Below are 11,720 nucleotides of genomic sequence, written 5' to 3'. Positions count from 1 at the left end.
TTGAACGGGTGGTGCGTATTTTGTACGGGTCGCCGTTAGAGTGCGGCATGGGCACTAACAAGGATAAGACGTGATGACCACTGACGGCCGCAGTTCACTCGCTGAGCGATTGACCGGCATTGACGAAATCGAGTGTGTAACCCCTGACCTGAACGGGGTGCCGCGGGGCAAAGTGATGACCGCCGCGGGCTTCCTCGAAGGGCGGCGTTTGCAGCTGGCGCGTGGCGTACTGCTGCAATGCATCATGGGCGGTTACCCGCCCGCGTCTTTCTACGGTAGCGACGATGGCGACCTGGCGTTGAACGCCGATCCGACGCAAATTCACCGCCTGCCCTGGAGCGAGACGCCGCGCGCCCTGGCCATCTGCGATGCGGATGAGCTGGATGGCCGGAGCTCCGGCCTGTCCACCCGCGGCCTGCTCAAACGCGTGATTGCCCGCTATACCGAGCGCGGCTTGGCGCCGGTGGTGGCGACCGAGTTGGAGTTCTTTGTCTTCGCCCCGAATGCCGATGCGCAGCAGCCGTTCCAGCCGCCGGTTGGCCTGGACGGTCGGCGTGAGGACGGCTGTTCGGCGTTTAGCCTGTCCTCCAACAGCGGCCTGCGGCCGTTCTTCAATGAGGTCTATCGGTGCATGGCGGCGCTCGGTCTGCCGCGCGACACCTTTATGCACGAGATGGGCGTCAGTCAGTTCGAGATCAATTTGCTGCACGGCGATCCGCTACTGCTGGCCGATCAGACGTTCCTGTTCAAACACTTGCTCAAGGAAGTCGCGCTCAAGCACGGGTTGACCGTGGTGTGCATGGCCAAGCCGTTGGCGAAGACCCCCGGCAGCTCCATGCACATTCACCAAAGCGTGGTGGAGCAGGGCAGCGGGCGGAATATCTTCAGTGATGAGTCCGGCGCAGCCACAGCGGCGTTCTACCACTTCATTGGTGGTCAGCAGGCGGCGTTGGCGGAGTTCACGCTGTTGTTCGCGCCGAACGTCAACTCCTATCAGCGCTTGTGTCATCCCTATGCTTCACCGAACAATGCCTGCTGGTCGCACGATAACCGCGCGGCGGGTCTGCGTATCCCGGCCAGTGCGCCGGTCGCGCGGCGGGTGGAGAATCGCCTGCCGGGCGCCGATGCCAATCCTTATCTGGCGCTGGCCGCGAGCTTGGCGGCCGGTCTGTATGGGCTTGAACATGGGTTGCAACCGAGCGAGCCGATCCAGGGTGAGTTCGCGGTGCCGGAGGCGCTGAGCCTGCCCTGTACCATGCACGCGGCGATTGAGCGCTTGAAACGTAGCGAATTGGCGCGGGAACTGTTCGGCAAGGAGTTCATCGAAGGCTACATTGCTACTAAGACGATGGAGCTTACGAGTTTCTTCGACGAGATCACGCCTTGGGAGCGCCGCGTTCTAGCCACCCAGGCTTAAGTTTCTGCCTCCCCGGGCGGCGTTGTCTCTCAGCGTCCGGGCCCTCATTCAAGGAGCCGCTCGGAACGCCGATGCGTCGAATCTGGAAGTCTTTTCGAGCGCTGTATTTCGCCAGCCTGCTGATGCTGATTGGCTCTGGTCTGTTGAGCACTTACCTGGGGCTGCGTCTCGCCGCGGATAAGACCGATAGCCTGTGGGTCGGTGCGCTGATGGCGGCCAACTACTTTGGTTTGGTGCTGGGCGGCAAACTCGGCCACCGCTTGATCGCACGGGTGGGGCATATCCGCGCCTATGTCACCTGCGCGGGGGTGGTGACCGCCGCGGTACTTGGGCACGGTTTGATCGACTGGCTGCCGGCCTGGATAGTGCTGCGGGCCATAGTCGGCCTGGGCATGATGTGTCAGTACATGGTGATCGAGAGCTGGCTCAACGAGCAGGCCGACGCCAGTCAGCGAGGCCTGGTCTTTTCCGGTTATATGATCGCCTCCTACCTCGGTTTGGTGCTGGGCCAGCTGGTGCTGGTACTGCACCCGGCCCTCGGGCTCGAGCTGTTGATGCTGGTGGCGCTGTGCTTTGCCCTGTGCCTGGTGCCGGTGGCGGTGACACGCAAGCTTCACCCGGCACCGATGCACCCGGCGCCGTTGGAGCCGCGCTTTTTCATCAAGCGGGTGCCGCAGTCGTTGACCACGACCTTGGTGTCCGGGCTGGTGATTGGCTCGTTTTATGGTCTTGCCCCCCTGTATGCCTCTCGCTTGGGGCTGAGCACCGAACAAGTCGGTTTGTTTATGGGCTGCTGCATCCTCGCCGGGCTGCTTGTGCAGTGGCCGCTGGGCTGGTTGTCCGACCGGCATGATCGCGCCCGCTTGATCCGTGGTTGCGCATTCCTGCTGGTGCTGGCGGCCTTGCCGTTGGCCTTGATGCCTGCGGTGCCGCTGGAGCTGTTGTTCCCCATGGGCTTTGTGGTCAGCCTGTTGCAGTTCAGCCTCTATCCCTTGGCGGTCGCCTTCTCGAATGACCATGTCGAGGGCGAACACCGGGTGTCGCTGACCGCCATCTTGCTGGTCACCTTCGGCATTGGTGCCTGCCTGGGCCCGTTGGTGGCTGGGGTGTTGATGCGGCAGCTGGGCGCCCACATGCTCTTTGCCTTCGTCAGCTTCTGTGCCTTTACCCTGGTTTGGCGGATCCGCCCGGATGCGGTAAGCAAGCTGTATCAGGTCGAAGATGCACCGCTGCATCACGTTGCGATGCCGGACAATATGACCAGCTCACCGCTGGTGGCGGCGCTTGATCCTAGGGTCGCTGAGCAGATAGTGCACGACCAGATGCAGAACCCGTCGGAACCTCCGGTTGAATCACCCGCTGAGCCGGTTGACGAAGCGCTACGATGACGGCGCCGTTGCTCAGCGTGATCATTCCCGCGCTGAATGAGGCGCAGAATTTGCCGCGGCTGTTGGACGATCTGCAGGGCCTGCGCGCGGCAGGCGCCGAGCTGATTTTGGTCGATGGCGGCAGCCATGACGGCAGCGCACAGCAGTCGGCGACTGCCGTCGATCAAGTCCTGACGACCGCTCCAGGGCGTGCGCGGCAGATGAATGCCGGCGCCAGCCTAGCGAGCGGGCGTTACCTGTGGTTCCTACATGCCGACACGCGAGTAGCGCCGCGGGCCTGGCAAGGCTTGCTCGTGGTGCTCGCCGAACAGCCGGCCTGGGGCCGTTTCGATGTGCAGTTATCGGGTCCTGGTCCATCGCTACGACTGATCGGCAAGATGATCAGCCTGCGCTCGCGACTCACCGGCATAGCCAGCGGTGATCAAGGCATCTTCGTTGCGCGCCGCCTGTTCGAGGCTGTGGGCGGTTACGCCGCACTGCCGCTGATGGAGGATCTGGAGCTGTCGCGACGCCTCAAACGCTTGGTCCGGCCGCGTTGTTTGTGGCCTCCACTGGTGACATCGAGCCGTCGTTGGGAGCAGCATGGTATCTGGCGTACGGTGCTACTGATGTGGCGTTTGCGCTTGGCCTACTACTGCGGTGCCAGCCCCGAAAAACTGGCGCGACAGTACTACGGAGGACCGCCGTTATGAGCTTGTCCATCTCCCTGCACCTGCTAGCGCGCACACCTGAGCCAGGCCGGGTCAAAACCCGGCTGATCCCTGTTTTGGGCGAAGAGGGTGCCAGCGACTTGCAACGTTTGCTGCTCGAGCGCGCGCTGGCCCTACCCGCGCAGGGGTTCACTGAGCGCTTCCTGTGGCTGGACGAGGGCCCGGATGAGGAACTGGAAGCCCTGGCCGAGGCGTTCGACTGGACGGTGATCGGACAGCCCGCGGGCGATCTTGGCGAACGGATGCGGCGTATTGCGACCCTCGGCTTGGCGGAGAGTGATGCGGTAGTCCTGATCGGCAATGACTGTCCGGCGCTGGATGGCGAGTATCTGGGCGCGGCCTGCCAAGCGTTGACGACGCAGGAGGCGGTGCTGGGGCCGGCGGAAGACGGCGGTTATGTGCTGCTGGGTTTGCGCCGGCTCGACCCGCTGCTGTTCGAGGCCATGCCCTGGGGCACTGACCAGATATTGGCGTTGACCTGTGAACGTCTGCAGCAGTTGGGCTGGGGGCACGAGCTACTGTCGGTGCTATGGGATGTGGATCGCCCGGAAGATCTACCGCGCTTGGCTGAGCTGGGGATTCGTCTACGCGTGATCTAGAGGGGCGATCAAGGCTCTTCGGTTGAGCCGATTGCCGCCTTTATTGCCTGCGCTGCGCCTTAAATCACGCCTGCGTTTTTCTGGATGTTCTCCGCCAATTTGCCGGTTTATTACGGCACATTTCCTGGCTTTCCAAACAGCCGCTTAGACTTTTCGTCGGGAAAGCAGAAAAATCACGCCATAAAATTGACTCTTGTCGTGCTTTTAACTTTACTAGTGGCCACTTGCCGGTGTTTTCCGTAAATTTTGACGGCGACGCGGTCCTCCTCCAGCCCACGAGTTAGAAAAAATAAGATGTGGCGTGAAACCAAAATTTTGCTGATTGACGACAACAGTGAGCGCCGTCGGGATTTGGCGGTCATTCTGGATTTTCTCGGGGAAGAGCATCTCGTCTGTAGCAGCCGCGACTGGCGTGAGACTGTGAGCCAACTGGCCAGCAGCCGCGATGTGTTGAGCGTGCTGCTTGGCGAGGTTGAGTCGAAGGGCGGGGTGCTTGAGCTGCTCAAGCAACTGGCGAGCTGGGACGAGTTGGTGCCGTTACTGCTGATCGGCGAAGCTGTGCCGGCCGATTGGTCGGAAGAGTTGCGCCGCCGAGTACTGACCAGTCTGGAAATGCCGCCAAGCTATAACAAACTGCTCGACTCCCTGCATCGTGCCCAGGTCTACCGTGAGATGTATGACCAGGCCCGTGATCGTGGCCGTCAGCGCGAACCCAATCTGTTTCGCAGCCTGGTCGGCACTAGTCGTGCGATTCAGCAGGTGCGGCAGATGATGCAACAGGTCGCCGATACCGAGGCCAGCGTGCTGATCCTCGGCGAGTCGGGCACCGGCAAGGAGGTGGTCGCACGCAACCTGCATTACCACTCCAGGCGCCGTGATGCGCCCTTCGTTCCGGTCAACTGCGGGGCGATCCCGGCGGAATTGCTGGAAAGCGAACTGTTTGGCCATGAAAAGGGCGCCTTTAGCGGCGCCATCACCAGTCGGGCTGGGCGTTTCGAGTTGGCCAATGGCGGTACGCTATTTCTCGACGAGATCGGCGACATGCCGTTACCCATGCAGGTCAAGCTGCTGCGGGTGTTGCAGGAGCGGACCTTCGAGCGGGTGGGTAGCAACAAGACGCAGAGTGCAGACGTGCGCATCATCGCGGCGACGCATAAGAATCTGGAGCAGATGATCGAGCAAGGCACCTTCCGCGAGGATCTCTACTACCGCTTGAATGTGTTCCCGATTGAGATGGCCCCACTGCGTGAGCGCGTCGAGGACATTCCGCTGTTGATGAACGAGCTGATCTCACGCATGGAGTTCGAGAAACGCGGTTCGATTCGCTTCAACTCCGCGGCCATCATGTCGCTCTGTCGGCATGATTGGGCAGGCAATGTGCGCGAGCTGGCCAACCTGGTCGAGCGCATGGCGATCATGCATCCCTACGGCGTGATCGGCGTGTTGGAGCTGCCGAAGAAGTTCCGCCAGGTCGACGACGAGCATGATCAACAGGCGACCAACCTGCGTGATGAGTTGGAGGAGCGGGTGGCGTTCAGTGCTGGCATACCGCGCGTGGATTCGTCGGCGCTGCTGCCGCCGGAAGGCCTGGATCTCAAGGATTACTTGGGCAATCTCGAGCGGAGCCTGATCCAGCAGGCGCTGGATGAAGCCGGCGGGGTGGTGGCGCGTGCGGCCGAACGCCTACGCATTCGCCGGACCACCCTAGTCGAGAAAATGCGCAAGTACGGCATGAGCCGTCGCGATGACGAGGAACAGCCGGAGGATTGACGCGCCCTCTGGCGGATTACCAACAGCGGTGGAGCACCGAAGGGCGTCAGGGTGTCTCTGGGTAATGGCTGATGAACTAGCAGCGCTTTCTCGCGCAGTTAGAAACGGCCATTAGCCAGCAAAGCCTGAGAGTGGTCTGGAGTCGCGATAACCTGCACCAGGCCTCTGAGCTTTGGCAGCAGCGTTATGCGCGGCTGGAAGGCCTGCGCAAGTTGGTTCAGCGTTATCTTGACGAGGCCCGTGCAGCCGCAGATAAACGGGGGCAGAAGTTGCTCGATGGGGCGTCGCAAAGGCTGTTCGTATGTGATTGCGGTTGCGGTTGCGGTTGCGGTTGCTGTTGGCGAGTGGCGGTGCTACATCTTCAGCGTGCGCACCGCGCATAAAATTATGGGTTTCTGCTGCATAGGGAGTGTTTCATGGCCATCACTTCGCTGCCCTCAGTCGATGGGCAAGAGCTGAACATTCGGATCCAGGGCCGTTTCGATTTTGGCGCGCACCAGGAGTTTCGCGACTCCTACGAGCGGGTGAATGTCAGTCCTAGGCGTTACGTCGTCGACCTCGAGGGCACTACCTACCTCGACAGTTCAGCCCTCGGCATGCTCCTGCTGCTGCGTGACCATGCGGGTGGCGACCATGCGCAGATCAGCCTGGTCAACTGCAATGCCGACGTGCGCAAGATTCTCGCTATCTCCAACTTCGAACAGTTGTTCAAAATCGCATAGGACATCCACTGATGGCCGAGCGTCTGTCCATCCTGATTGCCGAGGACAACGCTGCCGATCGGATGCTGCTGTCGACTATCGTCAGTCGTCAGGGGCATCGGGTGCTGACCGCCAGCAATGGGTTGGAGGCGGTGGCGTTGTTCGAACTCGAGTGGCCACAGTTGGTACTTATGGACGCCTTGATGCCGGTGATGGATGGCTTCGAGGCGGCGCGGCGGATCAAACACGTGGCCGGCGAAGCGCTGGTGCCGATCATCTTCCTCACCTCGCTGAGCGAAGGCGAGGCCTTGGTCCGTTGCCTGGAGGCCGGTGGCGACGACTTTCTCGCCAAACCCTATAACCGGGTCATTCTCGACGCCAAGATCAAGGCCATGGATCGCCTGCGCCGCCTGCAAGCTACCGTGCTGCAGCAGCGTGACCTGATTGCCAGGCACAACGAGCATCTGCTGACCGAACAACGGGTAGCCAAGGCGGTATTCGACAAAGTGGCGCACTCCGGCTGCCTGAGCGCGTCGAATATCCGCTACCTGCAATCGCCTTATGCCTTGTTCAATGGTGACCTGCTGCTGGCGGCGTTCAAGCCTTCTGGCGGCATGCATGTACTGCTCGGCGATTTTACCGGCCATGGCTTGCCGGCAGCGATTGGGGCCATGCCGCTGGCTGAGGTGTTCTACGGCATGACCGCCAAGGGTTACTCCCTGGCGGAAATCCTCCGCGAGGTGAATGCCAAGCTCAAACATATCCTGCCGCTGGGGGTGTTCTGCTGCGCCACCCTGCTTAATCTGAGCTTTCAGCGGCGGGTGGTTGAGGTCTGGAATGGTGGCCTGCCGGATGGCTATCTGCACCGCATCGCTAGCGGCGAGCGGATTGCGTTGGTCTCGCGGCATTTGCCCTTGGGTGTGTTGGAACCGACGGCCTTTGATGACAGCTGTGAGATCTATCCGCTGGAGTTGGGTGATCGGCTGTTCTTGCTGTCCGACGGGGTGCTGGAAACCCGTAATAGCGCGGCCCAGTTGTTTGGCGAAGAGCGCCTGTTGGCGGTGTTCGCGGCCAATCGCCAACCTGATCTGTTGTTCGAAGAAATCCAGCAGGCGCTGAGCAGCTTCCGTGGTGAGGCGCAGGATGATGTCAGTATGGTCGAGGTCAGCCTGGTCGAAGCCGGCACCTTGCCGCGACCACCGCTGGCGTTCGCCGACGGTGGGCAAAGCAGTCCGCTGGATTGGTCGGCGAGTTTCGAGTTTCGTGCGCAAACCCTCAAGCGCTTCAATCCGCTGCCGTTCCTGCTGCAATTGCTCCTCGAAGTGCAGGGTTTGCGCGTCCAGGGTGGGGCGCTGTACAGCGTGCTGGCCGAGCTCTACTCGAATGCATTAGAACACGGTGTCCTGGGGCTGGATTCGGCGCTCAAATGCGACGTCACGGGTTTCGCCGACTACTACCGTGAGCGCAGCGCGCGCCTGGGCAGTCTGAGCGAGGGTTATGTGCGCTTTCACCTGGAGCTGCTGCCGGAACCTGGCGGTGGCCGGCTGATTGTGCGGGTCGAGGACAGCGGTCAGGGCTTCGATGTGCAGCGTATGCTGGAGCAGCAGCAAGTGGCGGACAGTCTCTGTGGGCGCGGCTTGAGCTTGGTGCGCCAGCTGACCGAGCGCTGCGTCTGGCCGGAGGATGGGCGTGGCATCAGCGTGGAGTTTTCCTGGTCGGATCAGGCATAATCCTTAGTCCCTTGATCAAGGAGTGACCAAGTGTCCGCTGCTCATCTCGACAACGCCGTACTGGCCGCCTTGCAGGATGTCATGGAGGACGAATATCCGTTGTTGTTGGATACCTTCCTGGCCGACTCTGAAGAGCGTCTGCGTTTGCTGCACGCCGCACAGCAGGGCCGTGACGCGCAGAGCCTAAGGTTGACTGCGCACAGCTTCAAGGGCAGTTGCAGCAATATGGGTGCGCCGCTCCTGGCTGGGCTGTGCAAAGAGTTGGAAGAGACCAGTCGGCGCGAACTCCTGGCCGAGGCGCCGCAGCTGATCGAACAGATCGAGCGCGAGTTTGCCATCGTGCGCATCCTCTTCAAGTCCGAGCGGCAGCGCTACCCGATGCCGCGGACTTAACCACAGCGCAGCGCAGAGCACCTTGCGCACAGCGCCGTAGTCCCGCTAAAAGCCTGGCCCAAGCCTTTGTATCTCTGGCACTACCCTATCCGCACGGCGAGTGCCCATGTCCGTTGCTCCCGATCTGCTCCTCAAGTCTGCGTCCGAGGTAAAGCCCAAGGGGGGAGGCGAAACCCCGCCGCGACAAAACCGGCGAGACCGACTGCAAAGCTCGCCGAAGCTGGCACAAGAGCGGGGTGCCGGTACGTGACATCTGTTCGATTGCCGAGGCTGCTTCGAATCTCGTGTCGAAGAGTCAAGATTCCGTCGCGATAGCTGCCGCGGTGCGGGTGGCGTTGGCTTGCGCCATCGGGAAAAGCGTTGCGGGACTAGGGCTGGAGCTGCCCGTGATCAGCCTGAGGTAGGGTTGGAACAGATATTGCCTGAAGATGCCATGGCCGCCCCGTTTGCCGGTCTTTGCCCGGCGTGACGCGCTGGCTAGGTGTGACGGGCGCAAGAATTTCTAGGCGTAGGATGTGTCTTGTACCGTTCAGGATGATCCGAACGGAACCAGCCAAATGGCCCCAGTCGAAGTCAGATAAGGTGTATAGATAACATGGGTATGCATCCCGTACAGGTGATCGCGGTGACCGGCGGTAAGGGCGGAGTCGGCAAAACCAATGTGGCGGTGAATCTGTCCCTGGCCCTAGCCGACCTCGGGCGGCGGGTGATGTTGATGGATGCCGACCTCGGCCTGGCAAACATCGATGTGCTGCTCGGCTTAACGGCGAAGCGCACCTTGGCCGACGTCATCAGTGGCGAGTGCGAACTGCGCGATGTCCTGCTGCAGGGGCCGGGCGGTATTCGCGTAGTTCCGTCGGCCTCGGGCACACAGAGGATGCTGCACCTCTCGCCGCTGCAGCATGCCGGGCTGATCCAGGCGTTCAGCGAGATCAGTGACAACCTCGACGTGCTGGTGATCGATACCGCCGCCGGGATTGGCGATGCGGTGATCAGCTTCGTGCGCGCCGCCCAGGAAGTCATAGTGGTAGTGGTCGATGAGCCGACTTCGATCACCGACGCCTATGCGCTGATCAAGCTGCTCAATCGCGACTACGGCATGAGCCGTTTCCGCGTGCTGGCTAACCTGGTGCATAGCCCGCAAGAGGGCCGCAACCTCTTCGCCAAACTGACCAAAGTGACGGATCGGTTCCTCGACGTGGCGCTGCAGTACGCCGGCGCTGTGCCCTACGATGAGTCAGTCCGTAAGGCTGTGCAGAAACAGCGCGCTGTCTACGAAGCCTTCCCGCGCTCGAAGTGCGCGCTGGCGTTCAAAGCGATAGCTCAGAAAGTCGACACCTGGCCGTTGCCGGCCAACCCGCGCGGCCATCTGGAGTTTTTCGTCGAGCGTTTGGTGCGGCGGCCGACCGCTGATTCGGCCGCATAACAGCGGCCACTGGGCTGTGTAGGTATAGCAAGGCTCGGGCGCGGGACTCCCTACGCCACCGGCCTTGGCGGTTTCGCCTTTAGCCAGTAGGCCTTCCTGCTGCTGATTTCGCTCATCAACGGGTTACAAGCTGTCGAAAATGCCCGCTTCGGGGGGCAGGGCATGGCATGTATAATGCCGCCCCGTCCGGGTCGGCCGCGCACTGAACCTGCGTCAATATAGCGGCCAAGCCTGCTCGGACTTGATAGCCAGAAGCTTGAATACCCCTAAGGTCGCCATGCTGTGAATAGCCCTTTACTCGAAGCTGTGGCGCTCGTCTGCGAGCGGGATTGGCGCATGCTCTTCGAGCGGCTCGACCTGCGCCTGGCTGCCGGTGAAATGTTGCAGGTATCCGGCCCCAATGGCAGCGGCAAGACCAGCCTGCTGCGTTTGCTGGCCGGATTGATGCAGCCTACCGCCGGCGAGGTGCGCCTGAATGGCCAGGCACTGATTCGGCAGCGTGCTGAATTAACCCGCAATCTGCTGTGGATTGGCCATGCCGCCGGGATCAAGGGCTTGCTGACCGCCGAGGAGAACCTCGCCTGGCTGTGTGCGTTGCATCGTCCCGCCGAGCGTGGCGCGATCTGGCAGGCGCTTGAGGCCGTCGGACTGCGCGGTTTCGAGGATGTTCCCTGCCATACCTTATCGGCTGGTCAGCAGCGTCGAGTCGCCCTGGCTCGGCTGTATCTGGATGCACCGCCGCTGTGGATTCTCGATGAGCCGTTCACCGCGCTCGATAAGCAAGGCGTGGCTCAACTGGAAAGCCATCTGGCTCGTCATTGCGAGCAAGGTGGCCTGGTGGTGTTGACCACCCACCACGCGCTGGCGGTGAAGCCGGCGGGCTATCGCGATCTCGATTTGGGGCAGCGCAATCCATGAGCAATGTCTTCACCTTGCTCGTCGCCCGTGAGGCGCGCCTGCTGTTTCGCCGCCCGGCGGAGCTGGCCAATCCGCTGGTGTTTTTCGCCATAGTGATCGCCCTGTTCCCGCTCGCCGTCGGGCCGGAGACCCAGTTGCTGCAAACCCTGTCGCCCGGTTTGATCTGGGTTGCTGCGCTACTGGCGGTGCTGCTGTCGCTGGATGGCTTGTTTCGTAGCGATTTCGAAGATGGCTCGCTGGAGCAGTGGGTCCTTTCGTCGCACCCCTTAGCGCTTCTGGTGTTGGCCAAGGTGCTGGCACACTGGCTGTTTTCCGGTTTGGCATTGGTCTTGCTCGCACCTTTGCTGGCGTTGATGCTCGGCCTGCCGGCGCGCTGCCTGCCGGTCTTGCTGCTGACGCTATTGCTGGGCACGCCGGTGTTGAGCCTGCTCGGCGCCGTGGGTGCGGCGTTGACCGTAGGCCTCAAGCGTGGCGGCCTGTTGCTGGCGCTGCTGATTCTGCCGCTGTACATCCCGGTGCTGATTCTCGGCAGCGGGGCGTTGCAGGCGGCCCTGCAAGGATTGCCGGTGGTCGGTTACTTATTGTGGATGGGCAGTCTCACTGCGTTAGCGGTCACACTGACTCCTTTTGCGACAGCCGCCGGCCTGTCTATCAGCGTCGGCGAATAA

11 protein-coding genes and 2 pseudogenes are annotated in these 11,720 nt (G+C 61.7%); all 13 read left to right on the top strand.

Annotated elements, in window-relative coordinates; all coding sequences use genetic code 11:
• The first annotated feature begins 175 nt into the window (after window positions 1-175).
• The 13 genes and pseudogenes from FFS13_RS01640 (at window position 176) to ccmB (ending at window position 11,720) form a co-directional block, all read left to right on the top strand.
• The gene (locus FFS13_RS01640) at window positions 176-1,417 is read left to right on the top strand and encodes a glutamine synthetase family protein (protein WP_171006400.1); all 1,242 of its coding nucleotides are present in this window, start codon (window positions 176-178) and stop codon (window positions 1,415-1,417) included.
• A gap of 71 nt (window positions 1,418-1,488) precedes the next feature.
• The gene (locus tag FFS13_RS01635; RefSeq protein ID WP_137817380.1) at window positions 1,489-2,805 is read left to right on the top strand and encodes an MFS transporter; all 1,317 of its coding nucleotides are present in this window, start codon (window positions 1,489-1,491) and stop codon (window positions 2,803-2,805) included.
• Window positions 2,802-3,497: a TIGR04283 family arsenosugar biosynthesis glycosyltransferase gene (locus FFS13_RS01630; protein ID WP_137817379.1), complete on the top strand. Its 696-nt coding sequence runs from the start codon at window positions 2,802-2,804 to the stop codon at window positions 3,495-3,497. The genes FFS13_RS01635 and FFS13_RS01630 overlap by 4 nt, the downstream gene beginning before the upstream one ends.
• The gene (locus tag FFS13_RS01625; RefSeq protein WP_137817378.1) at window positions 3,494-4,114 is read left to right on the top strand and encodes a TIGR04282 family arsenosugar biosynthesis glycosyltransferase; all 621 of its coding nucleotides are present in this window, start codon (window positions 3,494-3,496) and stop codon (window positions 4,112-4,114) included. Before FFS13_RS01630 ends, FFS13_RS01625 begins: the two co-directional genes overlap by 4 nt.
• Window positions 4,115-4,408: 294 nt before the next feature.
• Entirely contained in the window at window positions 4,409-5,884 is a 1,476-nt protein-coding gene (locus tag FFS13_RS01620; protein ID WP_137817377.1) for a sigma-54 dependent transcriptional regulator, read from the top strand.
• Window positions 5,875-6,180: pseudogene (gene fliJ / locus FFS13_RS01615) on the top strand (flagellar export protein FliJ); the annotation flags it as partial. The gene FFS13_RS01620 and the pseudogene fliJ, both read left to right, overlap by 10 nt.
• Before the next feature lie 120 nt (window positions 6,181-6,300).
• Window positions 6,301-6,606: an STAS domain-containing protein gene (locus FFS13_RS01610; protein ID WP_137817376.1), complete on the top strand. Its 306-nt coding sequence runs from the start codon at window positions 6,301-6,303 to the stop codon at window positions 6,604-6,606.
• Between the two features lie 11 nt (window positions 6,607-6,617).
• Window positions 6,618-8,315 (top strand): fused response regulator/phosphatase, encoded by a 1,698-nt coding sequence (locus tag FFS13_RS01605; protein WP_137817375.1) that lies wholly within the window; start codon window positions 6,618-6,620, stop codon window positions 8,313-8,315.
• Between the two features lie 30 nt (window positions 8,316-8,345).
• Window positions 8,346-8,708 (top strand): Hpt domain-containing protein, encoded by a 363-nt coding sequence (locus FFS13_RS01600; protein ID WP_137817374.1) that lies wholly within the window; start codon window positions 8,346-8,348, stop codon window positions 8,706-8,708.
• Window positions 8,709-8,944: 236 nt separating this feature from the next.
• Window positions 8,945-9,106, top strand: a pseudogene (locus tag FFS13_RS19930) (hypothetical protein); the annotation flags it as partial.
• A 188-nt stretch (window positions 9,107-9,294) separates the two neighbouring features.
• Window positions 9,295-10,134 (top strand): flagellar synthesis regulator FleN, encoded by an 840-nt coding sequence (gene fleN / locus FFS13_RS01595; protein WP_171006399.1) that lies wholly within the window; start codon window positions 9,295-9,297, stop codon window positions 10,132-10,134.
• A gap of 282 nt (window positions 10,135-10,416) precedes the next feature.
• Window positions 10,417-11,052 carry a cytochrome c biogenesis heme-transporting ATPase CcmA gene (gene ccmA / locus FFS13_RS01590; RefSeq protein WP_137817372.1) on the top strand — a complete coding sequence of 212 codons (636 nt, stop codon included), beginning with the start codon at window positions 10,417-10,419 and terminating at the stop codon, window positions 11,050-11,052.
• Window positions 11,049-11,720, top strand: coding sequence for a heme exporter protein CcmB (ccmB, locus tag FFS13_RS01585; protein ID WP_137817371.1), 672 nt, complete (start codon window positions 11,049-11,051; stop codon window positions 11,718-11,720). The genes ccmA and ccmB overlap by 4 nt, the downstream gene beginning before the upstream one ends.

Origin of the sequence: Pseudomonas sp. 2FG, assembly GCF_005502935.1 — a bacterium.
GTDB lineage: Bacteria > Pseudomonadota > Gammaproteobacteria > Pseudomonadales > Pseudomonadaceae > Aquipseudomonas.
This window is presented reverse-complemented; position numbering and strand designations above follow the sequence as displayed.

Coding starts and splice junctions, on each gene's coding strand:
- FFS13_RS01640 (WP_171006400.1), top strand. CDS start 176: ATGACCGCCGCGGGCTTCCTCGAAGGGCGGCGTTTGCAGCTGGCGCGT.
- FFS13_RS01635 (WP_137817380.1), top strand. CDS start 1,489: ATGCGTCGAATCTGGAAGTCTTTTCGAGCGCTGTATTTCGCCAGCCTG.
- FFS13_RS01630 (WP_137817379.1), top strand. CDS start 2,802: ATGACGGCGCCGTTGCTCAGCGTGATCATTCCCGCGCTGAATGAGGCG.
- FFS13_RS01625 (WP_137817378.1), top strand. CDS start 3,494: ATGAGCTTGTCCATCTCCCTGCACCTGCTAGCGCGCACACCTGAGCCA.
- FFS13_RS01620 (WP_137817377.1), top strand. CDS start 4,409: ATGTGGCGTGAAACCAAAATTTTGCTGATTGACGACAACAGTGAGCGC.
- FFS13_RS01610 (WP_137817376.1), top strand. CDS start 6,301: ATGGCCATCACTTCGCTGCCCTCAGTCGATGGGCAAGAGCTGAACATT.
- FFS13_RS01605 (WP_137817375.1), top strand. CDS start 6,618: ATGGCCGAGCGTCTGTCCATCCTGATTGCCGAGGACAACGCTGCCGAT.
- ccmB (WP_137817371.1), top strand. CDS start 11,049: ATGAGCAATGTCTTCACCTTGCTCGTCGCCCGTGAGGCGCGCCTGCTG.